Annotated in this window: 18 protein-coding genes and 3 tRNA genes; 13 read left to right on the forward strand and 8 right to left on the reverse strand. The window is 60.3% G+C overall.

From position 1 onward, the window contains the following. Nucleotides 1-148 precede the first annotated feature (148 nt). The 3 genes from ACEN2T_RS27720 to ACEN2T_RS27730 all read right to left on the reverse strand — a co-directional run bounded on the left by ACEN2T_RS27720 (nucleotide 149) and on the right by ACEN2T_RS27730 (nucleotide 475). Nucleotides 149-233 (reverse strand) — tRNA-Leu (locus ACEN2T_RS27720). A 57-nt stretch (nucleotides 234-290) separates the two neighbouring features. After that, a tRNA-His gene (locus tag ACEN2T_RS27725) sits at nucleotides 291-366 on the reverse strand. A 32-nt stretch (nucleotides 367-398) separates the two neighbouring features. Then, nucleotides 399-475 (reverse strand) — tRNA-Arg (locus ACEN2T_RS27730). A 275-nt stretch (nucleotides 476-750) separates the two neighbouring features. Here ACEN2T_RS27730 and folD point away from each other — a divergent pair. Together folD and pbpG are read left to right on the forward strand one after the other, a co-directional pair. After that, nucleotides 751-1,605: a bifunctional methylenetetrahydrofolate dehydrogenase/methenyltetrahydrofolate cyclohydrolase FolD gene (gene folD / locus ACEN2T_RS27735; RefSeq protein WP_032889913.1), complete on the forward strand. Its 855-nt coding sequence runs from the start codon at nucleotides 751-753 to the stop codon at nucleotides 1,603-1,605. 207 nt (nucleotides 1,606-1,812) lie between these two features. Next, nucleotides 1,813-2,736, forward strand: a complete 924-nt coding sequence (gene pbpG / locus ACEN2T_RS27740) for a D-alanyl-D-alanine endopeptidase (protein ID WP_442117874.1) — start codon at nucleotides 1,813-1,815, stop codon at nucleotides 2,734-2,736. A 19-nt stretch (nucleotides 2,737-2,755) separates the two neighbouring features. Here the strand turns inward: pbpG and ACEN2T_RS27745 are convergent, their stop codons facing one another. Then, nucleotides 2,756-3,418, reverse strand: coding sequence for a C39 family peptidase (locus ACEN2T_RS27745; RefSeq protein ID WP_081797819.1), 663 nt, complete (start codon nucleotides 3,416-3,418; stop codon nucleotides 2,756-2,758). Nucleotides 3,419-3,629: 211 nt separating this feature from the next. Between ACEN2T_RS27745 and ACEN2T_RS27750 the strand changes: the two genes are divergently transcribed. After that, on the forward strand, nucleotides 3,630-3,782 hold the full coding sequence (locus tag ACEN2T_RS27750) for a hypothetical protein (protein ID WP_163034900.1): 153 nt from the start codon (nucleotides 3,630-3,632) through the stop codon (nucleotides 3,780-3,782). Here the strand turns inward: ACEN2T_RS27750 and ACEN2T_RS27755 are convergent. Continuing rightward, nucleotides 3,779-4,189: a PA0061/PA0062 family lipoprotein gene (locus tag ACEN2T_RS27755; protein WP_099600964.1), complete on the reverse strand. Its 411-nt coding sequence runs from the start codon at nucleotides 4,187-4,189 to the stop codon at nucleotides 3,779-3,781. The genes ACEN2T_RS27750 and ACEN2T_RS27755 overlap by 4 nt on opposite strands. A 194-nt stretch (nucleotides 4,190-4,383) precedes the next feature. Between ACEN2T_RS27755 and ACEN2T_RS27760 the strand changes: the two genes are divergently transcribed. The 4 genes from ACEN2T_RS27760 to ACEN2T_RS27775 all read left to right on the forward strand — a co-directional run bounded on the left by ACEN2T_RS27760 (nucleotide 4,384) and on the right by ACEN2T_RS27775 (nucleotide 10,988). Then, complete coding sequence (locus ACEN2T_RS27760) at nucleotides 4,384-7,605, forward strand: efflux RND transporter permease subunit (RefSeq protein ID WP_032889917.1); 3,222 nt, start codon at nucleotides 4,384-4,386, stop codon at nucleotides 7,603-7,605. Further along, nucleotides 7,595-8,761: an efflux RND transporter periplasmic adaptor subunit gene (locus ACEN2T_RS27765; RefSeq protein ID WP_122680599.1), complete on the forward strand. Its 1,167-nt coding sequence runs from the start codon at nucleotides 7,595-7,597 to the stop codon at nucleotides 8,759-8,761. The genes ACEN2T_RS27760 and ACEN2T_RS27765 overlap by 11 nt, the downstream gene beginning before the upstream one ends. 7 nt (nucleotides 8,762-8,768) lie before the next feature. Next, nucleotides 8,769-10,187 carry an efflux transporter outer membrane subunit gene (locus ACEN2T_RS27770; RefSeq protein WP_442117885.1) on the forward strand — a complete coding sequence of 473 codons (1,419 nt, stop codon included), beginning with the start codon at nucleotides 8,769-8,771 and terminating at the stop codon, nucleotides 10,185-10,187. A gap of 342 nt (nucleotides 10,188-10,529) precedes the next feature. After that, complete coding sequence (locus ACEN2T_RS27775; RefSeq protein WP_095184376.1) at nucleotides 10,530-10,988, forward strand: REP-associated tyrosine transposase; 459 nt, start codon at nucleotides 10,530-10,532, stop codon at nucleotides 10,986-10,988. Nucleotides 10,989-11,128: 140 nt separating this feature from the next. Here ACEN2T_RS27775 and ACEN2T_RS27780 read toward each other — a convergent pair whose 3' ends face one another. Beyond that, nucleotides 11,129-12,412 carry a Zn-dependent hydrolase gene (locus ACEN2T_RS27780; RefSeq protein ID WP_442117875.1) on the reverse strand — a complete coding sequence of 428 codons (1,284 nt, stop codon included), beginning with the start codon at nucleotides 12,410-12,412 and terminating at the stop codon, nucleotides 11,129-11,131. Nucleotides 12,413-12,437: 25 nt separating this feature from the next. After that, nucleotides 12,438-13,919, reverse strand: a complete 1,482-nt coding sequence (locus ACEN2T_RS27785) for an NCS1 family nucleobase:cation symporter-1 (RefSeq protein ID WP_032889926.1) — start codon at nucleotides 13,917-13,919, stop codon at nucleotides 12,438-12,440. A 590-nt stretch (nucleotides 13,920-14,509) separates the two neighbouring features. Here ACEN2T_RS27785 and hydA point away from each other — a divergent pair. From hydA to preA, 3 genes are all read left to right on the forward strand, one after another. After that, nucleotides 14,510-15,949 (forward strand): dihydropyrimidinase, encoded by a 1,440-nt coding sequence (hydA, locus tag ACEN2T_RS27790; protein ID WP_442117876.1) that lies wholly within the window; start codon nucleotides 14,510-14,512, stop codon nucleotides 15,947-15,949. A gap of 163 nt (nucleotides 15,950-16,112) precedes the next feature. Further along, entirely contained in the window at nucleotides 16,113-17,480 is a 1,368-nt protein-coding gene (locus ACEN2T_RS27795; protein ID WP_032890056.1) for an NAD(P)-dependent oxidoreductase, read from the forward strand. Next, nucleotides 17,480-18,754 (forward strand): NAD-dependent dihydropyrimidine dehydrogenase subunit PreA, encoded by a 1,275-nt coding sequence (preA, locus tag ACEN2T_RS27800; protein WP_032889931.1) that lies wholly within the window; start codon nucleotides 17,480-17,482, stop codon nucleotides 18,752-18,754. The genes ACEN2T_RS27795 and preA overlap by 1 nt, the downstream gene beginning before the upstream one ends. Nucleotides 18,755-18,937: 183 nt before the next feature. On the opposite strand, the gene ACEN2T_RS27805 is transcribed toward preA, so the two are convergent. Continuing rightward, nucleotides 18,938-19,558: a TetR/AcrR family transcriptional regulator gene (locus tag ACEN2T_RS27805; protein ID WP_032889933.1), complete on the reverse strand. Its 621-nt coding sequence runs from the start codon at nucleotides 19,556-19,558 to the stop codon at nucleotides 18,938-18,940. 116 nt (nucleotides 19,559-19,674) lie between these two features. On the opposite strand from ACEN2T_RS27805, the gene copC reads away from it, so the two are divergent. The 3 genes from copC to ACEN2T_RS27820 all read left to right on the forward strand — a co-directional run bounded on the left by copC (nucleotide 19,675) and on the right by ACEN2T_RS27820 (nucleotide 22,408). Continuing rightward, entirely contained in the window at nucleotides 19,675-20,040 is a 366-nt protein-coding gene (gene copC, locus ACEN2T_RS27810) for a copper homeostasis periplasmic binding protein CopC (protein WP_032889934.1), read from the forward strand. A gap of 3 nt (nucleotides 20,041-20,043) precedes the next feature. Next, on the forward strand, nucleotides 20,044-20,901 hold the full coding sequence (gene copD / locus ACEN2T_RS27815) for a copper homeostasis membrane protein CopD (protein ID WP_181640443.1): 858 nt from the start codon (nucleotides 20,044-20,046) through the stop codon (nucleotides 20,899-20,901). 244 nt (nucleotides 20,902-21,145) lie between these two features. Continuing rightward, on the forward strand, nucleotides 21,146-22,408 hold the full coding sequence (locus ACEN2T_RS27820; protein WP_032889938.1) for an OprD family porin: 1,263 nt from the start codon (nucleotides 21,146-21,148) through the stop codon (nucleotides 22,406-22,408). The last annotated feature ends 90 nt before the right edge of the window (nucleotides 22,409-22,498 follow it).

Raw genomic sequence — 22,498 nt, forward strand, 5'->3', positions numbered from 1 at the left:
GTGGACGAAGGGGATCGAACCCTCGACAACGGGAGTCACAATCCCGTGCTCTACCAACTGAGCTACGCCCACCATATTGCATTAACAAAGAACTCGAACATCTTCTTTGTTAACCCCACCCAGCCTGACGGCTTGGCGAAGCTTTAATTGGTGCGGATGAAGAGACTCGAACTCTTACGCCTTGCGGCGCTGGAACCTAAATCCAGTGTGTCTACCAATTCCACCACATCCGCGTTTGAAGCTCTTAAAGCAAAGGCGCCAGACGATTAATCTGGCGCCTTTTCAAAATATGGGGTGGACGAAGGGGATCGAACCCTCGACAACGGGAGTCACAATCCCGTGCTCTACCAACTGAGCTACGCCCACCATATAGCGCTACTTGTGCCAAAGCTGCCTAATGGCGCACCCGGCAGGACTCGAACCTGCGACCATCCGCTTAGAAGGCGGATGCTCTATCCAGCTGAGCTACGGGCGCCTTATTAATCTGTACTCTTGGAGGATTACAAACTAAGTGCTTCCAGCCTTGCAGTACAACAATTCTGCTCGACCTTCTTAACCAGTGCTAGGCTGTGCCCGACAAGTGCGACGAATAGTATAGAGGGCCCGGAAACCCGTCAAATCTTTTTTGAAAAAAATTCATTTTATTTAAGGGGTTAGGCCAATTTGCAGACCAAGCGCCTTTGCCCTCACGCCGTGGCGTGCGAGAATGCGCGCACTTTTCCTCCCCCTCTCGATGGTTAATCACGCGTAATGACTGCACAACTTATCGACGGCAAATCAATCGCCGCCAGCCTGCGCCAGCAGATCGCCAAACGAGTCACCGAGCGCAGCCAGCAAGGCCTGCGCACGCCTGGCCTCGCGGTGATCCTGGTCGGCAGCGATCCTGCCTCTCAGGTTTATGTCTCGCACAAGCGTAAAGACTGTGAAGAGGTCGGCTTTATATCCAAGGCCTATGACCTGCCTGCCGCCACCACCCAAGAGGCACTCACCGATCTGATCGACGGCCTCAACGACAACCCTGCGATCGACGGCATCCTCCTGCAACTGCCACTGCCCGAGCACTTGGACGCGTCCAAGCTGCTGGAGCGAATCCGCCCGGACAAAGACGTCGACGGCTTCCATCCTTACAATGTCGGCCGCCTGGCCCAGCGCATCCCCCTGCTGCGCCCGTGCACGCCAAAAGGCATCATGACCCTGCTGGAAAGTACCGGTGTCGATCTGTACGGCCTTGATGCAGTTGTGGTCGGCGCGTCCAACATTGTCGGTCGCCCGATGGCCATGGAGCTGCTGCTGGCCGGCTGCACCGTGACCGTTACCCACCGCTTCACCAAGGACCTGGCAGGCCACGTTGGTCGTGCCGACCTCGTTGTCGTAGCCGCCGGCAAGCCGGGCCTGGTCAAGGGTGAGTGGATCAAGGAAGGCGCCATCGTTATCGACGTGGGCATCAACCGTCAGGAAGACGGCAAGCTGGTAGGCGATGTGGTGTACGACACTGCCCTGCCCCGCGCTGGCTGGATCACCCCGGTGCCAGGCGGCGTCGGCCCGATGACCCGCGCTTGCCTGCTGGAGAACACCCTGTACGCCGCAGAGACCCTGCACGGTTAATAACCAGTCGTACTGAAAAAGCCCTGCCTTATCGCAGGGCTTTTTATTGCCCGAAAAAAACCTGTTTTTTCTTAGTTTTTAAGCACTTTCGTCTGGTTTTAGAAGAACATTCGACACTCCATCGTCCATACTCCTAAAATGTAACGGCATTTATCAAAGAAACCGTTGCTCAACGGTATTTCCTACTTTTTTAGCGAGTTCATCCGCGTGAAAATTCGTCTTTCTATTGCCAGCCTATTTTTTGCGTTCACAGGCACCTTTGCGCACGCCGCCGAATCCACCCAGGCGCCGCGCGACCCATCCAAACTGCAGATCGCATCCGGCAGCGCCATGCTGGTGGACCTGCAGACCAACAAGGTCATCTACGCCAGCAACCCCGACGTAGTAGTGCCGATTGCGTCGGTGAGCAAGTTGATGACCGGCCTGATCGTGCTTGAAGCCAAGCAGAACATGGATGAGTACATCGACATCAACATCAAAGACACGCCGGAAATGAAAGGCGTGTTCTCCCGCGTAAAAATCGGCAGCGAAATGCCTCGCAAGGAAATGCTGCTGATCGCCCTGATGTCATCGGAAAACCGCGCCGCCGCCAGCCTGGCCCACCACTATCCGGGGGGCTACCCGGCATTTATCGCGGCGATGAACGCCAAGGCCAAGGCGCTGGGCATGACCAACACCCACTATGTTGAACCCACCGGCCTGTCGATCCACAACGTGTCCACCGCCCGCGACCTGAGCAAGCTGTTGGCTGCCGCACGGCACTACCCGCTGCTCAGCCAGTTGAGCACCACGAAGGAAAAGACCGTTGCGTTCCGCAAGCCCAACTACACCCTGGGTTTCTCCAACACTGACCACCTGATCAACCGCGCCAACTGGGATATCAAGTTGACCAAGACCGGCTTCACTAACCAGGCCGGCCATTGCCTGGTACTGGTGACCAGCATGGGTAATCGCCCGGTGTCGCTGGTGATCCTGGATGCGTTCGGCAAGTTCACGCACTTTGCCGATGCCAGCCGTATTCGCAGCTGGGTCGAGACCGGCAAGGGCGGTGCGGTGCCGGACGTGGCATTGCGCTACAAGGCCGACAAAAATCTGAAGAACCGCTCGAATGCGGCGCAAGCCCACCGTTAAAGGGCGCTGCACCACATTTTTATCGGTGTTCTGACAATACTTTAAGCGCCTGGGCCGCCGCCTGCTCCTGCCCGGCTTGGGCCGTCGCATTTGCCGCCTCGCGCCAACGCTGGGCATCCACATTCGCTGGCAACTGGCTCGGACGCTGGGTGAGGATCGCCCAGTGCCCGGCGCTTGCCCACTTCGATTCAAAGTCGCTGAAGCTCATCAATAAACGCCGGTCCATGCCCGAGCGCAGCAGAACCGTGCTTTTCTGCTGATTGAAGCCCACCACGACAACATAGTGCGCATCCGACCACAGCCCGCCGCCCACCCGCGCCATCACCGGATAACCCGCCGCCACTTGCGCCAGCACGGCCGTCAGTTTGGCATCCAGGGGATACACCATCAGCCCGTACTCACGGGCCAGCACTTGCATGTTGCGCTCCAGGTCCGCTTCGCCGCCCGGCAAACGCAGCGGCTTATCCAGCAAACCCGGTGTCATGACAATGCCTTGTTGCGACAGCATGCTGGCTAATGCCGTAGGACCGCTCTGATAAGCCTCGCTGCGAAAGGTCGGCACACCATTGAGTTCGACGCGCTCCGGCAAGCCCGGCAGTTTCGACGGATGCCCGGAACAGGCGGCGAGACCCATGGCGCAGGCAAGCAACAGGGATGATTTAACGTTCGACCGTAACCGCAATTTTTTACTCTCTTGATCAACTGCCGGTAAGGGCCCTGATCATAGGGCGCTCGGCCACGCGGGTATAGCCCAAAGCCAGGGTTTACCGCCTGAGATAGAGCAAACAAGTTGGATGAACACGACCATTGGTCAATAGCAGGCAACCGTCAGGTAGCTAGACTGTCCATTGAGAAGACTGTGTGTGCCCCGTACTGGGCGAAAGGAGGCCTGAATGAGCCTTGCAACGACGATTGTGATGTTGATCTGCGGTTGGCTGGCGGTTGCCGGCGCCATGTTGTGGGGGGTGTTGCGCATTACCCGTCGGCACCATCACCCCCACGTAAAACCTGCCAAGCCCCTAAAGGCAGCGGCACACCACGCCTAGCCAGGCATGCAATTGAAGTCCCGCGTCGCCGCAACTTCCTTGCCGTGGCCATCCTTTAAGGATGCACGCACGGTGGTGCCCAGGCTGGATTCCACCAGCGTGTAGTGCTCACCCGCCTTAAAGGCTTCGTATTCGACCCGGCCTTGGCAATCCCGCTGATTGTCGTCGCCGGGCTCCTCTTCGTACAACGTAACATCCAGGCTGTGAGCCCCCGGTGTCACCTCGAAATAGCGCCCGTCATCCACACGCTTGCCGTCCACGCGCTCAGCCAGCAAGTCATTCGGCGCATCTTCTGTCAGACCAATCCAGGCCTCACTCGGATCCGCTTTAGGGATCGGGCCGGCGCACGCCGACAGCAGCAATACGACACCCAATGCAGGGATCAACAACAGAGGTTTAAGTGACATGGCAGTGCTCCAAAAAGACGATATGTCCGATGGGTGACAAGCGTGACCAGCAGCGCTGCCTGGAACAAATGAATCCATATGAAACGATCTTCAGCCCTTACCTAAATGTTCCTTCACCTGGCTGAAAGGCGCGTGTTAGGTGGGTCGGGCAAGACTGCCGGGGTTTGCAATCCTGCTCCCTCGGAGGTTCACGCATGCTCGGGCTGGTAAAGACCGCACTGCAAAAGCCCTACACGTTTATCGTGTTGGCCATATTTATCTGCATCATCGGGCCGATGGCGGCCCTGCGTACTCCCACCGACGTGTTCCCCGATATCGGCATCCCTGTGGTCGCCGTGGTCTGGCAGTACAACGGCCTGTCGCCGGACGCCATGGCGGGCCGCGTGATCTACACCTACGAACGCTCCCTGAGCACCACCGTCAACGACATCGAACATATCGAATCCCAATCCCTGCCAGGGATGGGCATCGTGAAAATCTTCTTCCAACCCGGCGTCGATATCCGCACCGCCAATGCCCAAGTGACCGCCGTGTCACAAACCGTGCTCAAGCAAATGCCGCCGGGCATCACGCCGCCGTTGATCCTCAACTACAGCGCGTCCACGGTGCCGATCCTGCAAATGGCGTTTTCCAGCCCAAGCCTCTCGGAAGCCAAGATCCGCGACCTGGTGCAGAACAACATCCGCCTGCCGTTGAGCGCCCTGCCCGGCCTGGCAATGCCCACACCGATGGGTGGCAAGCAGCGTCAGATCACCCTCGACCTCGACCCGCAAGCGCTGGCTGCCAAAGGCCTGTCGGCCCAGGATGTGGGCAATGCCCTGGCGCTGCAGAATCAGATCATTCCGGTGGGCACTGCCAAGCTCGGCCCCAACGAATACACCATCCTGCTCAACAACAGCCCCAAGGCCATCGATGAGCTTAACGACCTGCCGATCAAGACCGTCGACGGCGCGCTGATCACCATCGGCCAGGTTGCCCACGTGCGTGACGGCTCGCCGCCGCAGACCAACATCGTGCGCGTCGACGGTCATCGCGCAGTGCTGATGCCGGCGTTAAAAAACGGCAGCATTTCCACCCTGTCGATCATCGACGGTATCCGTGGAATGCTGCCGCGCATCAACGAGACCCTACCACCGTCACTGAAGACCTCGTTGCTGGGCGACGCCTCGGTGTTCGTCAAGCAATCGGTGGGCAGCGTGGCCCAGGAAGGCATCATCGCCGCGCTGCTGACCAGCGCGATGATCCTGCTGTTCCTCGGCAGTTGGCGCTCCACGATCATTATTGCGGCGTCGATTCCTCTGGCAGTGCTCTCAGCGATTGCGCTGCTGGCCGTCAGCGGGCAAACCCTCAACGTCATGACCCTCGGCGGGCTAGCGTTGGCGGTGGGGATCCTGGTGGACGACGCCACGGTGACCATCGAAAACATCAACTGGCACCTGGAACAAGGCAAGGCGGTGAAGACCGCGATCCTCGACGGCGCCGCGCAAATTGTCGGCCCGGCGTTCGTCTCGCTGCTGTGCATCTGCATCGTGTTCGTGCCGATGTTCCTGCTGCAAGGCATTGCCGGTTATCTGTTCCGGCCCATGGCGCTGGCGGTGATCTTTGCCATGGCCAGCTCGTTCATTCTTTCGCGCACCCTGGTGCCGACGCTGGCGATGTTCCTGCTCAAGCCGCATACGCCGGAGCAAGGCGCGGGACATCATCCGGAGGATGAATTTATCAACCACCATGAGGGTGAGCAGCACACAAAACCGCGCACTGCCGCGCTGCAAGCCGTGCTGAATTTCCAGCAAGGGTTCGAGCGCCACTTCTCGAATATCCGCGACACCTACCATGGCTTGCTGACATTGGCCCTGGGTCATCGCAAGCGCTTTATCGTGGGTTTTCTGGCCTGTGTGCTCGCCTCATTCCTGCTATTGCCCAGCCTTGGCCAGGACTTCTTCCCGGCCACGGATGCCGGTGCGCTGGCCCTGCATGTGCGCCTGCCGCTGGGCACGCGCATCGAAGAAAGCGCCGCCGCCTTCGACCGCATTGAAGCGCGGATCCGTGAGGTCATCCCTGCCGAAGAACTGGACACCATTGTCGATAACATTGGCATCCCGCTCAGCGGCATCGACATGGCCTACAGCAGCAGCGGCACCATCGGCCCGCAGGATGGCGACATTCAAGTCAGCCTGAAAAAACACCACGCGCCCACCGCCGACTACGTGAAAAAACTGCGTGAAGCGCTGCCGCAAAGTTTTCCCGGCAGCCACTTCGCGTTCCTGCCGGCGGACATCAGCAGCCAGATCCTCAACTTCGGCGCGCCGGCGCCGCTGGACGTGAAAATCTCCGGGCGCAGCGATGAAGAAAACCGCGCCTATGCCGTCGAGCTGGAACGTCGCCTGCAACACGTGCCCGGCATCGCCGACCTGCGCATCCAGCAGTCAACCGGCTACCCGTCGCTGCAGGTGAATGTCGACCGCCTGCGCGCCAACGGCCTGGGCATTACCGAGCGCGACGTGACCAACAGCATGGTTGCCTCCCTCGCCGGCAGCTCGCAAACCGCGCCGACCTTCTGGCTCAACCCGGCCAACGGCGTGTCCTATTCCATCGTCGCCGCCACCCCGCAATACCGCCTCGACAGCCTTCCGTCACTGGAAGCGCTGCCCGTCACCGGCGCCAACGGGCAGTCGCAGATCCTCGGCGGTGTGGCAACCATCTCCCGTGTGCAAAGCCCGGCGGTGGTGACCCACTACAACATCGAACCGACCCTGGACCTGTACGCCAACGTGCAAGGCCGCGACCTCGGCGGCGTAGCCCGCGACGTGCAAAAGGTGCTGGATGACACCGCGTCCATGCGCCCCAAAGGCGCGACGATCAGCCTGCACGGCCAGATCGACGCGCTGCATGAAGCCTTCAGCGGCTTGAGCTTCGGCCTGCTTGGCGCGGTGGTGCTGATCTACCTGCTGATCGTGGTCAACTTCCAATCGTGGGCCGACCCGTTTGTGATCATCACGGCCCTGCCTGCCGCACTTGCGGGGATCGTGTGGATGCTGTTCCTCAGCGGCACCTCATTGTCGGTGCCGGCGCTCACCGGAGCCATCTTGTGCATGGGCGTAGCCACGGCTAACTCAATCCTGGTGGTGAGCTTCTGCCGTGAGCGCCTGGCCGAACATGGTGATGCGCTCAAGGCCGCGCTGGAGGCCGGTTACACGCGCTTCCGCCCGGTGTGCATGACCGCCCTGGCGATGATCATCGGCATGTTGCCCCTGGCGCTGTCCGAGGAGCAAAACGCGCCGCTGGGCCGTGCGGTGATCGGTGGTTTGATCTTCGCCACCATCGCCACCCTGTTGTTTGTTCCCGTGGTCTTCAGCCTGGTCCACGGGCGTCACCCTAGTCGCGCAGTTGCAGGAGAAACCCCACATGTCGTCTGATCACAAACCCTCGCGCAAGCGCCTGATGCTCATGGGTGTCGGCGGACTGACCGTGGCTGCCCTGTTGGTCGCCAACGGCTTGCATGCCCGCACGCTGCACGAGCAATCGGTCACCGCCTGGACAGAGACCGCCGCCATCCCGCAAGTGATGGTGTTTCAACCCAAGCAGAATGTGGCAGGCGATACCTTGCGCCTGCCGGCGCACCTTGAGGCGTGGAGCAAGGCGCCGATCCACGCCCGGGTCAGCGGTTATTTGAAGGACTGGACAGTCGACATCGGCCGCCAGGTCAAGGCCGGGCAAGTCCTCGCCGAAATCGACAGCCCCGACCTCGACCAGCAACTGGCGCAAGCCCATGCACGCTTGGTGCAGGAACAGGCCAATGCGCGCCTCGCTGCAACCACCGCAACCCGATGGCAAAACCTGCTGGCGAGCCACTCCGTATCGCGCCAGGAAGCCGATGAAAAAACCTCCAACGCCGCGGCCGCCAAAGCCAATGCCCAGGCTGCTGCTGCCGACTATGCGCGGCTGTCCGCACTGGAAGGCTACAAGACGATTCGCGCGCCGTTCGCCGGCACCATCACGGCGCGCAACACCGATATCGGCCAATTGATCAAGGCCGACACCGACAGCGACCCGGAGTTGTTCAGCATCGCGGATACGCACCAGCTGCGGCTTTATGTACCCGTGCCACAGAACTACGCGGCAGTGATTCACCCCGGCCTGGAAGCCCGGCTCACCGTGCCCGAACACCCTGGCGAGCACTTCAAGGCACGGCTGATCGGCGACTCCACTGCCATCGACCGCCGCTCCGGCACCCTGCTCGCGCAGTTCGTGGTCGACAATCCCGACGACGCGCTACTGCCAGGTGATTACGCCGAAGCCACGCTGCCGATTCCGGCCGACACCCATGGTGTGAGCATCCCGGCCAGCGCGTTGATCTTTCGCGCCCAAGGCACCCAGGTCGCGGTACTGGATGGGCAGAACCATGTGCACCTGCAAGCCATCCATATCGGCCTCGACCTGGGCGAACGCCTGGTAATCGACCAGGGCCTGAAACCTGCCGACCGCGTGGTCGACAACCCGCCCGACGCTCTGCGCGAAGGCGACGCTGTGCAACTGGCCGACGCCGGAGGTGCGCATGCGCGTAAGGCTTAAGGTGCGCATGCGCACAGGGCTTAAACCACTCGCTGCGTTGACGCTGCTGGTATTGCAAGGTTGCTCGATGGCGCCGAGCTACAAGGTGCCGTCGATTGACCTGCCAGCCAACTACCGCGAACAGACCAGCGACGGCCACTGGCACAGCGCGCAGCCGTCCGACCAATTGGCCCCCGAATGGTGGAAGCTCTACAACGATTCGCGCCTGAATGACCTGCAACAGCAATTGCTCAAGGCCAACCCGGACTTGGCTGCAGCGCTGGCGCACTTCGATGCGTCCCAAGCCTATGCCAGTCAGTTACATGCCGGGCTGTTCCCGCAGATTACCGCCAGCGCACAACCGTTGCGCCAGCGCCAATCTGACTCGCGGCCGCTACGGGGGGAGACGCAGCCGTCGGTGTACAACAGCAACACCGCCGGTTTTTCGTTGAGTTACGACCTGGACCTGTGGGGCAAAATTCGCAATCAGGTCGCGGCCGGTGACGCCCAGGCGCAAGCGTCCGGGGATGACCTGGCGGTAGCGCGCCTGAGTTTGCAGCATCAGTTGGCGACCTTGTACGTGCAGCTCAATGGGCTGGATGCACAGAGCCGGATTCTTACTGGCTCGCTGGAGGATTTCAGCCAGGCACTGCAACTGACCCGCAGCCGTTACGAGGGCCAGATAGCCTCGGAGCTGGACCTGACCCGTGCGCAAAATCAACTGGCGCAGGCCAGGGCGCAATTGGATGAGGTACGCGGGCAACGCAACCTCACCGAGCACGCCATCGGTGAATTGGTGGGTGTGGCAGCCAGCGACTTTACGCTGCCGCCCGGCCAGCAACTGATCGCCCTGCCGGGGGTTCCGTCGCAGCTGCCAAGCCACCTGCTGCAACGTCGCCCGGACATTGCGGCGGCAGAGCGCCGGGTGTTTGCAGCCAACGCGAATATCGGCGTAGCCAAGGCGGCGTGGTATCCGGACTTCAGTTTGACCGGGCTGATCGGCGGGCAAACGCAGGGCGTGGGGAATTTGCTCTCGGCGGGTAATCGGTATTGGGCGCTGGGGCCGTTGGTGAACCTGCCGATCTTTGACGGTGGCCGCCTAAGTGCCAATGAACGCCAGGCCAAAGCCGAGTTTGAAGAAGCGTCCGCGCAGTACCGCAGCCAGGTACTGAAGGCCGTGCGCGAGGTGGAAGATAACCTCGCGCAACTGCGGGATTTGCAGCAGGAAGCGCAGGATGAGCAAGCCGCGGCGGACGCGGCGCAACACACGCAATCGCTGGCGATGAACAGCTATCAAGCGGGTGCGGTGAGTTACCTGGATGTGGTGACGGCGCAGACGGCGGCGTTGCAAGCGCAACGGACATTGCAGGCGGTGCAGACGCGGCAGCTGCAGGCCAGTGTAGGACTCGTGACGGCACTCGGCGGCGGCTGGCAACCTGGCGCCTGACATCATTCTCGGACCTGGCACAGCTCTAGATCTGGGAGGGGCGGTGCGACTTGCTCTCTATAACGGTGGGTCAGTTAATGATGCCTTGAATGAAATACCGCCATCGGGGGCAAGCCCCCTCCCACACTGATTCTGCGTCAGACACATAATATATAAGCACCGCAGAGCCCCCTCCCACACTTGTCCTGCGTCAGACACATAATGTATGAGCGCCGCTGAGCCAATGTGGGAGGGGGCTTGCCCCCGATGGCGACCTTCCCGACACATCCTGCCAAAAGCCTGCCCATCAACCTCGTGCTCTCCAATCTAGCCTCTCTAAGCACATCTAGAGAGGGCCAGGGAATGGCAGATTTACCCGCTTCACACCGCCTGCGCATCGGCCGCTTCAGCGAACCCAACCGCATCTACCTCATCACCACCAACACCCACGAACGCATACCGATATTCAACAACTTCCATCTCGCTCGCTTAGTGGTCTGGCAATTTCGGCTGGCTCAGTACCAAGGGCTGGCCAATTCCCTGGCATGGGTGATCATGCCGGACCATTTCCACTGGCTGCTTGAACTGAAAAAAGGCTCGCTGGCGGACTTGATGTGCCAGGTGAAGTCAAAAAGCACCAGGACCGTCAATGGTGCAAGCGGACGCAAGGGGCGGCTTTGGCAAGAGAGCTTCCATGACCGGGCGCTACGCAAGGAAGATGACTTGGTGAAAATGGCCCGGTATGTGGTGGCTAATCCATTGCGAGCGGGCCTGGTGGAGCGGATTGGCGACTACCCACTGTGGGATGCCATCTGGGTCTAACGTCTGGCAACACTAGCCGAAACAACACCGTTCAAATGTGGGAGGGGGCTTGCTCCCGATTGCGGTAGGTCAGTCAGATTATCTGTAACTGATACACCGCAATCGGGAGCAAGCCCCCTCCCACATTTTTTACCGGCATTTCAGGCGGCGAGTTTGCCGCTGGCGATGGCTGCTGAAGCAGCCACCATGGCGCGCAGCAATACCGCACACCCTGCCGCCAGATCATCCGGGGCGGCATTCTCGATCTCGTTATGGCTGATCCCCCCCTCACACGGCACAAAGATCATCCCCGCCGGCCCCAACTCGGCGACGAAGATCGCGTCGTGACCTGCCCCGCTGACGATGTCCATGTTCGACAAGCCCAGCCCATTCGCCGCATCGCGCACGGCGTCAACGCAGCCTTTGTCGAAGTACAGCGGCGGGAAGTCGGCCGTGGGTTCCATTTCAAAACTCAAGCCATGCTTGGCGCAGGTGTCATCAATGACCTTGCGCACCTCGGCAATCATCGAATCCAAGCGCGCCGGTTCCAAGTGACGGAAGTCCAGGGTCATGCGCACTTCGCCAGGAATGACGTTGCGTGAGCCGGGATACGCCTGCATGCAACCCACGGTCCCGCAAGCATGGGGCTGATGCCCCAACGCCGCCGCATTCACCGCCGCCACCACTGCCGCCGCGCCTACCAGGGCGTCCTTGCGCAGATGCATCGGCGTCGGCCCCGCATGCGCTTCAACGCCGCGCAGCTTCAGGTCGAACCACTTTTGTCCGAGGGCGCCGAGTACCACGCCGATGGTCTTCTTCTCATCCTCAAGAATCGGCCCTTGTTCGATATGCGCTTCGAAATACGCACCGACCTTGTGCCCACTCTCAGGACGGGTTCCCGCGTAGCCAATCGCATTCAACGCATCACCCACGCTCACGCCATCCGCATCGACTTTGGCCAGCGTCTCCGCCAGGGTGAATTTTTCGGCAAACACTCCGGAGCCCATCATGCAGGGCGGAAAGCGCGAGCCTTCTTCGTTGGTCCACACCACCACTTCCAGCGGCGCTTCCGTTTCGATATTCAGATCGTTCAGGGTGCGCAGCACTTCCACCCCGGCTAATACACCAAAGCAGCCATCAAACTTGCCGCCCGTGGGCTGAGTGTCGATATGGCTGCCGGTCATCACGGGCGGCAAGCTGGGATTACGACCGGGACGGCGCGCGAAAATATTGCCAATGCCGTCGACGGTCACGGTGCAACCGGCGTCTTCGCACCACTGCACAAACAGGTCGCGGGCCTTGCGGTCGAGGTCGGTGAGGGCCAGGCGGCACACGCCGCCCTTGGGGGTGGCACCGAGTTTGGCCAGGTCCATCAGCGACTGCCACAAGCGGTCGCGGTTGATGTGCTGGTGGGTCGATTGCAGAACGTCAAGGGCAGCGTTCATGGGGATCTCCTCAGGCTTGTATTTCTTATGAATTGACAACGACCGGGCTGATTCCGCGCCTGGCATTCAGGCCGTAATACAACAACCCGCCCAACGCCGAACCGGTAAACCAGCCGTAGCTGTAGAACCAGCTGAACGCATCACTGCCCAACGACAGCAACGTCAACACCACCGGCACGCCAAAGGCGATAAAGCCGCTCCAGTTCCACGCCGGGTATACGTCGTCGCGGTATAAGCCGGCCAGGTCCAGTTGCTGTTTGCGGGTGATGAAGTAGTCCACCACCATGATCCCGGCGATCGGGCCCAGCAAACTTGAGTAACCCAGCAACCAGTTGGAATACACGGTTTCCAGGCTCACATCCGAGACGATCAGGCCGAGTTTTTTCAGCAGTTCATGGCCCATCAATACCAGCCCGACCAGGCCGGTGAGGATCACCGCCGTGGTGCGGTTGATCAGCTTGGGCGCGATGTTCTGGAAGTCGTTGGTGGGCGAGACGATGTTCGCGGCAGTGTTGGTGGACAAGGTCGCGACGATGATCAGCGCCATGGCCACGGCCACCCACACCGGGCTCTGGATATGACCGATCAGGGTCACCGGATCGGACACGCTGACGCCTACCAGCTTCACTGACGCGGCGGTCATGATCACGCCGAGGGCGGCGAACAGAAACATGGTCAGCGGCAGGCCGAAAATCTGCCCGAGGATCTGATCCTTCTGGCTTTTGGCGTAGCGGCTGAAATCGGGAATATTCAGCGACAAGGTGGCCCAGAAGCCCACCATCGCGGTAAGGCCGGCCATGAAATAACCGGTGAGGCTCGCCCCTTCAGGGCGCTTGGGAGGAATAGCCATCAACTCGCTGATAGATACATTCGGCATCGCCCACACCAGCAGGCCAATGCCCACAGCTACCAGCAACGGCGCCGACAGGGTTTCCAGGCGCTTGATCGACTCGGCGCCACGCAATACGACCCACAAATTCAGACACCAGAAAATCATGAAGCCGATCACTTCACCGGTGCCGCCTAGGGACTTCCACCCCTCGAAAATCGACCCCAGGAACAGGTGAATCGCCAGTCCGCCAAACATCGTCTGGATACCAAACCAGCCGCACGCCACCAGCGCGCGGATGAGGCACGGCACGTTGGAGCCGAGGATCCCGAAGGACGAACGCAGCAACACCGGAAACGGAATGCCGTACTTGGTGCCGGGGAAGGCGTTGAGGGTCAGCGGGATCAAGACCACGATATTGGCGAGCAAAATCGCCATCAGCGCCTCGCCCACCGACAACCCGAAGTAAGCGGTCAGCACCCCACCCAGCGTGTAGGTGGGCACGCAGATCGACATGCCGACCCACAGCGCAGTGATGTGCCATTTGTTCCAGGTTCTTTCATGCACCTTGGTCGGTGCCATGTCGTGGTTATAGCGAGGGCTGTCGAGGACGTCGGGGCCGGCGTCGAGTTCGTACAGGCCGTTGCGTTCTATGACTTGCGATCTGTTCTGTTGCATGGCCGCTCCACGGTTTTTTCGAATTATTTTTGCTCACCTGCGTGGTGAGTGCAGGTGGCCGGAGTACCTCGTAAACAACATGACATCACGGGCCCGGCCAGCCGTTTCTGCACTCAATAACCGTGCCGAAAACCGCTACCACACCCTTACCGCTCATATAACTGACTGATGTTAATCAGCTTTCCGATTGAACCTGCGGTACTTGCCACGTGACTCAGGCCGAATAACGTAGAAGTTGCCCGAACTGTCAGGACTCAATCTGGTGCAACACAATTATTTTTATTTCCCAGCCCCGTCAAGAGGCATATCTCAACCGTCTGATTTGCAATAAGAAATGTTGCTCATATTGAGATCCTGTCAAGTGCGTCAAAATGGTGAGAGGCCGCTACATTTTGGTGATTTTAATTTTTAATCCTTATAAATCAGATACTTAATATGGATATAAGCTTATTAAAAATCTTCTTGCTCAATCGAAAAACTCGGGCTAGTTTCTATTCCTGTCACCGATGACAGGAATTAACCGACCATCGGCAGCAGTATTACAACACTTAGAACTGGCACAAGCCGGTCAAGCCTGTGAGGAACTCGACATGTCGCTGTTGATCCGTGGCGCTACCGTTATTACCCATGATGAAAGTTACCGCGCCGATGTGTTATGCGCAGGCGGTCTAATTCGCGCCATTGGCACGGATCTGGATATTCCCGCCGGCACTGAAATACTCGATGGCAGCGGCCAATACTTGATGCCCGGCGGCATCGACCCCCATACCCACATGCAACTGCCTTTCATGGGCACCGTGGCCAGTGAAGACTTTTTCAGTGGTACAGCAGCGGGCTTGGCCGGAGGCACCACCTCCATCATCGATTTTGTGATCCCCAACCCGCAGCAGTCCTTGATGGAAGCGTTTCACCAATGGCGCGGCTGGGCCGAAAAATCGTCATCCGACTACGGCTTCCACGTGGCAATCACCTGGTGGAGCGAACAGGTGCGCGAGGAAATGGCCGAGCTGGTCAGCCATCACGGCATCAACAGCTTCAAGCACTTCATGGCCTACAAGAACGCAATCATGGCGGCCGACGACACCCTGGTCGCCAGCTTCGAGCGCTGCCTGGAACTCGGCGCCGTGCCCACCGTGCATGCCGAAAATGGCGAATTGGTGTATCACCTGCAACGCAAGTTGATGGCCCAGGGCATCACCGGGCCGGAGGCGCACCCGCTGTCGCGCCCGTCCCAGGTAGAAGGTGAAGCGGCCAGCCGTGCGATCCGTATCGCCGAGACGATCGGCACGCCGCTGTACCTGGTGCACGTGTCCACCAAAGAAGCGCTGGATGAAATCACCTATGCACGTGGCAAGGGCCAGGCGGTGTACGGCGAAGTGCTCGCCGGCCACTTGCTGCTGGACGACAGCGTCTACCAACACCCCGACTGGCAAACCGCCGCCGGCTATGTGATGAGCCCGCCGTTCCGCCCGCGCGGGCACCAGGAAGCGCTGTGGCATGGCCTGCAATCGGGCAACCTGCACACCACCGCCACCGACCACTGCTGCTTCTGCGCCGAGCAAAAAGCCGCCGGGCGTGACGATTTCAGCAAGATCCCCAACGGCACCGCCGGTATCGAAGACCGCATGGCGCTGCTGTGGCACGAAGGCGTCAATACCGGGCGCCTGTCGATGCAGGAGTTTGTCGCGTTGACCTCCACCAACACCGCGAAGATCTTCAACCTGTACCCACGCAAAGGCGCGATCCGCGTGGGTGCGGATGCCGACCTGGTGCTGTGGGACCCCGAAGGCACGCGGACCATTTCCGCCAAGACGCACCATCAAAAGGTCGACTTCAACATCTTCGAAGGCAAGACCGTGCGCGGCGTGCCGAGCCACACCATCAGCCAGGGCAAACTGGTCTGGGCCGATGGCGACCTGCGCGCCGAACGCGGGGCCGGGCGGTATGTGGAACGGCCGGCGTATCCGTCGGTGTTTGAGCAGTTGAGCAAGCGGGCGGAGCATTCCAAACCCGTAGCTGTGAAGCGCTGAGACCGCCATCGGGGGCAAGCCCCCTCCCACGCTTGACCGCATTCATTCAGATACAACTCGGTCGAATGTGGGAGGGGGCTTGCCCCCGATGAGGCCCAAACAGACAACACAAAAAACCAATGCCCATCAGAGGCAGCACCTCAATAACCGTGAGGCCAACACCGTGATCCAGACCCTGACCCACCTCCCCCATCCCCATGAAGACGGGGCCACCCTCGCCAGCCATTTCACCGACCTGGCACCGCCCCTCAACGCCCGCCAGGCCCAACTGGAAGCTTCGCGCTGCCTGTATTGCTACGACGCCCCGTGCGTGAACGCGTGCCCCAGCGAAATCGACATCCCGTCGTTCATTCGCAATATCCACACCGACAACGTCCAGGGCGCAGCGCAGAAAATCCTCTCGGCCAATATCCTCGGCGGCAGCTGCGCCCGGGTCTGCCCCACCGAAATTCTCTGCCAACAAGCCTGCGTGCGTAACAACAGCGAAGAATGCGCGCCCGTGCTGATCGGCCTGTTGCAACGCTACGCCATCGACAATGCGCACTTCAGCGAACACCCCTTCCAGCGCGCCGCTTCCACCGGCAAGCGCATCGCCGTGGTGGGCGCCGGGCCAGCCGGTCTGGCCTGTGCCCATCGCGCAGCCCTGCATGGCCACGACGTGGTGATTTTCGAAGCCAAGGAAAAAGCCGGCGGCCTGAATGAATACGGGATCGCCAAATACAAACTGGTGGACGACTTTGCCCAGAAGGAGTTGGATTTTCTCCTGCAAATCGGCGGCATCGAAATCCGCCACGGCCAGCGCCTGGGTGACAACCTGACCTTGAGCGAACTGCATCAACAATTCGATTCGGTATTCCTCGGCCTGGGTCTCGCCGCCAGCAAACAACTGGGGCTGCCCCACGAAGACGCCCCCGGCCTGCTCGCCGCCACCGATTACATCCGCGAGCTGCGCCAGGCCGATGACCTGACTCAACTGCCCCTGGCCGACCGCTGCATCGTGCTCGGCGCCGGCAACACCGCCATCGACATGGCCGTGCAGATGGCCCGCCTCGGCGCCCGCGATGTGAACCTCGTCTACCGCCGTGGCCTTGCCGATATGGGCGCCACTCACCATGAACAAGACATCGCCAAGGCTAATCAGGTGCGCCTGTTAACCTGGGCACAGCCCGAAGAAGTGCTGCTGGATGACAAGGGCCACGTACGCGGCATGCGCTTCGCCCGCACCCGCGTGGAAAACGGCCGCCTGCTCCCCACCGGGGAAACCTTCGAACTGGCTGCCGATGCAATCTTCAAAGCCATTGGTCAAGGCTTCGACAACGACGCATTGCACGATCCCCTGGCGCAACAGCTGCACCGAGTGGGCGAGCGCATCTTCGTCGACGAACAGCTACGCACCAGCATCCCTGGGGTCTACGCCGGCGGCGACTGCGTCAGCCTCGGCCAGGACCTCACCGTACAGGCAGTGCAACACGGCAAGCTGGCCGCCGAAGCCATGCACGCCCAACTCATGCTTAATGTGGAGGCTGCGTAATGGCCGATCTCTCGATTGTCTTCGCCGGTATCAAAGCCCCCAACCCGTTCTGGCTGGCCTCCGCGCCGCCCACCGATAAGGCCTACAACGTGGTGCGTGCGTTTGAAGCAGGTTGGGGCGGCGTGGTGTGGAAGACCCTGGGTGAGGACCCCGCGGCGGTCAACGTGTCGTCACGTTACTCGGCGCACTTCGGCGCCAACCGGGAAGTGTTGGGCATCAACAACATCGAGTTGATCACCGACCGTTCCCTGGAAATCAACCTGCGGGAAATCACCCAGGTGAAAAAGGATTGGCCCGACCGCGCGCTGATCGTGTCGCTGATGGTGCCGTGTGTTGAAGAGTCCTGGAAAAACATTCTGCCCCTGGTGGAAGCCACCGGCTGCGACGGTATCGAGCTGAACTTCGGCTGCCCCCACGGCATGCCCGAGCGCGGTATGGGCGCGGCGGTAGGCCAGGTGCCGGAGTATGTGGAACAGGTGACGCGCTGGTGCAAGACCTATTGCTCGCTGCCGGTGATCGTCAAGCTCACGCCGAACATCACCGACATCCGTGTGGCGGCGCGGGCGGCCTATCGCGGCGGTGCGGACGCGGTGTCGCTGATCAACACCATCAATTCCATCACCAGCGTGGACCTGGATCGCATGGTCGCCCTCCCCATCGTCGGTACGCAAAGCACCCACGGCGGTTATTGCGGCTCGGCGGTCAAGCCGATTGCCTTGAACATGGTCGCGGAAATCGCCCGCGACCCGCAGACAAAAGGCCTGCCGATCTGCGGCATTGGCGGCATCGGCAACTGGCGCGACGCAGCAGAATTTGTCGCCCTCGGTTGCGGCGCGGTGCAAGTGTGCACGGCGGCGATGCTGCATGGGTTTCGCATCGTGGAGGAGATGAAGGACGGGCTGTCGCGGTGGATGGACAGCCAGGGTTACGCGAGCTTGCAAGAGTTTTCCGGGCGCGCGGTGGGCAATACAACGGACTGGAAGTACCTGGACATCAACTACCAGGTGATCGCCAAGATCGACCAAGAGGCGTGCATTGGCTGTGGCCGTTGCCATATTGCCTGTGAGGATACCTCTCACCAGGCCATCGCCAGCTTGAAGCAGGCGGACGGCACGCATAAGTACGAGGTGATCGATGATGAGTGCGTGGGCTGCAACCTGTGCCAGATCACCTGCCCAGTGGCGGATTGTATCGAGATGGTGCCTATCGACACGGGCAAGCCGTTTTTGAATTGGACGCAGGATCCGAGGAATCCCTACCGGGAGGCGGTGTAGGCCTGTAGGCCGCTATCGGGGGCAAGCCCCCTCCCACAATGGTCTGCATTCTTTCAGCCAAAATGCAGTAAAGCCCCCTCCCACAGTTGTCTGCATTCTTTCAGACAAAATGCAGTAAAGGTGGGAGGGGCGGTGCGACAATTCGACTTGCCCCCGATGAGGCCCTCAGCCCCCAAATCCCACTCAAGGCTCCAACCCAATCCCGCGCAAAATCACACCTGTCACCGTCTGGATCGCCTTCTCGAACTGCATATCCGACAACGGCTGGTGATCATTCAAAATCTTCACTTGGTGGTCAAAGTCGGCATAGTGCTGGGTCGATGCCCAGATCATATACAGCAGGCTCGACGGCTCCACCGGCAGGATGCGTTTGTCTTCCACCCACTGGCGAATTTTCGCTTCCTTCATCTTGGCCCAGTCATACAGGCTCTCGTCCAGCGCCTCACCGAGTGTTGGTGCGCCGTGGATGATTTCGTTCGCCCAGACCTTCGAACCATAGGGCCGCGTGCGTGAGCGCTGCATCTTGGCGCGGATGTAACTGCTGAGGACCACCCGCGGGTCATCGAAGGTTTCGAAGCTCAGGGCGTCCTGTTTCCACACCTCCAGCAGGTCGAACAGCACGGCGCTGTACAGTTCGCTTTTGGTGGTGAAGTAGTAATGCAGGTTGGAGCGCGGCAATTGCGCTTCTTCAGCAATGTCGGCCATGGCGGTGCTGCCGTAGCCTTTCTCGGCGAAGATTTTCTCCGCCGCCAGCAGGATTTTTTCGACGTTGATCCGACGAATTCCGATCTTGTGATTGCCCATAAGGGCTCCCTGACAAAGACATACGCCAAAGACTACCACCCGCTCTAGATCGGGGCGACAGGCGCAGTCGAAACTTCGTACACTGCCCGCTCCTAACCATTGATGGGTATTGCACAATGTTGATCAAGAAAACCCTGACCACTGTCGCCCTGCTCGCCTCCCTGCTGGGTGCCTCCGCAGCATTTGCCCATGCTCATCTCAAAAGCGCCACGCCTGCGGCAGACAGCACTGTCACGGCCCCCCAGGATCTGCGCCTGACCTTCAGCGAAGGCATCGAAGCCACCTTCACCAAGGTGTCCCTGAGCAAGGACGGCACCGAAATCGCCATCAAGGGCCTGGATACCGAAGGCGCCGACAAGAAAACCCTCGTAGTCACCCCGGCCGCGCCATTGGCGGCCGGTAACTACAAGGTGGTGTGGAATGCCGTCTCGGTCGACACCCACAAGAGCAACGGCGAATACAGCTTCAAGGTCGGCCAATAATCCATGGCGACGCTGCTGGTGCTGTGCCGCTTTGTGCATTTCATCGTCGTGTTGCTGATGTTCGGGGCCTGTGTGTTCAGGCCCTGGCTCCTGGGCGCCAAACCGCAGCCCGTGCTGGACCGACAATTGTTGCGCCTGACCCGTGGCCTGGCATGGACTGCCCTCGCGTCGGGTGTGATCTGGTTAATGTTGATCACCGTCAGCATGGCGGGCTCATGGGCGGCGGCGCTGGAACCGTCAACCGTGCAGTTAGTGCTGGGCAAGACCTTTTTTGGCCAGGTATGGACCTGGCATCTGATGTTGAATGGGTTGCTGGCCATCGCCCTGATGACCGCGTGGAAGGCCCCGCGCCTGCCGCTGATCACACTCTTGCTGATGACCCTCGCGCCGGTCGGCCATGGCGCCATGCTCGACGGGCTGAGCGGGCAGCTGTTGATCCTCAACCAGGTGGTGCACCTGATGTGCGTCGGTGCATGGTTGGGTGGGTTATTGCTGCTGGTTATGATCCTCAGGCAATCGAACCGTTATGAGCTGGCACCTGTCCTGCGTCGTTTCAGTGGCGTGGGCTATGGCCTGGTCGCGGGCCTGCTGGTGACTGGCTTGATCAATGTGCGCGTACTGACCGGGCAACTGTGGCCCACGCCGTTGTTCAGTGGTTTTGCCCTGATTCTGTTGATCAAGGTGATGCTGGTGTTGGGCATGTTGGCCCTGGCACTGCTGAACCGGCTGCGCCTTGATCGTTGCGAACAGCAGCTGGGCAGTTTGAAGGTCAGCGTGATGGTGGAGTGGCTGCTGGGTGTTTGCGCAGTAGCCGCTGTTTCGCTCCTCGGCACTTTGCCGCCAATGGTCCTGGCTGACTGAATATACAAGGGGCGGTGCGACGATTCGCCTGGCTTCCGATGGCGGTGTATCAGCGACATCATCTGTGGCTGACCCACTAGTCGAATCGTCGCACCGCCCCTCCCACATTGACTGTTCCCGCCTTTACTTAGTCATCGTATAACTTCTGCTTGACACTCCAAGAAAACCCCGCAAATATCCGCCCTGATGTTGTACGACGACGTATAACAAATAATAAAAACAACAAATCAAAGGGAGCGTCACTGTGAGTCAATTCGCCCGTAATTCCTCGTCGTGTATCGGCCTTATCGGTCTCGGCGGCCTGGCCTTCACCCTGCCCCTCATCACCCACGCCGAAGGTTTTGTCGACGACGCCAAAGCCACGCTCAACCTGCGCAACGCCTACTTCAACCGCAACTTCACCAACCCGGCAAACGCCCAGGGCAAGGCCGAAGAGTGGACGCAGAGTTTCATTCTCGATGCCAAGTCGGGCTTCACCCAGGGCACGGTGGGTTTCGGCCTTGATGTGTTGGGCCTGTATTCCCAGAAACTGGATGGCGGCAAAGGCACTGGCGGTACCCAATTGCTGCCAATCCACGATGACGGCCGCCCCGCCGACAACTTCGGACGCCTGGGTGTGGCGCTGAAAACCCGACTGTCGAAGACCGAACTGAAGGTCGGCGAATGGATGCCGGTGCTGCCGATCCTGCGTTCCGACGATGGTCGCTCCCTGCCCCAGACCTTTCGCGGCGGCCAGGTGACGTCCAACGAGATCGCCGGCCTGACCCTTTACGGCGGCCAGTTCCGTGGCAACAGCCCGCGCAACGACGCGAGCATGGAAGACATGTTCATGAACGGCAAAGCGGCATTCACCTCCGACCGGTTCAACTTCGGCGGCGGCGAATACAGCTTCAATGACAAGCGCACCCAGGTCGGCCTGTGGTACGCCGAACTGAGCGACATTTACCAGCAGCGCTACGTCAACCTCACCCACAGCCAGCCGGTAGGCGACTGGACGTTGGGCGCCAACCTCGGTTTCTTCAGCGGCAAGGAAGACGGCAGCGCCCTGGCCGGCGACCTGGACAACAAGACCACCTTCGCCCTGCTCTCGGCCAAATACGGCGGCAACACCTTCTATGTGGGCCTGCAAAAACTCACCGGCGACAGCGTGTGGATGCGCGTCAACGGCACCAGCGGCGGCACCCTGGCCAACGACAGTTACAACGCCAGCTATGACAACGCCAAGGAAAAATCCTGGCAGGTGCGACATGACTTCAACTTCGTGGTGCTCGGCGTACCGGGGCTGACCCTGATGAACCGCTACATCAGCGGCAGCAACGTGCACACCGGGGCGATCACTGATGGCAAGGAGTGGGGACGTGAGTCGGAGCTGGCCTACACCGTGCAGAGCGGTGCGTTGAAGAACCTGAACGTTAAGTGGCGGAACTCGACCATGCGTCGGGATTTCAGCACCAACGAATTCGACGAAAACCGGATCTTTATCAGCTATCCAATCTCCCTGCTGTAGAGCTCAGTCTCCCAGCCCAAGAAAATCCCCTGTGGGAGGGGGCTTGCTCCCGATGGCGGTGGGTCAGTAGCAGATGCATTCACTGGCACG

It is taken from the genome of Pseudomonas sp. W22_MBD1_FP4 (assembly GCF_052113765.1).
Classification (GTDB): domain Bacteria; phylum Pseudomonadota; class Gammaproteobacteria; order Pseudomonadales; family Pseudomonadaceae; genus Aquipseudomonas; species Aquipseudomonas sivasensis.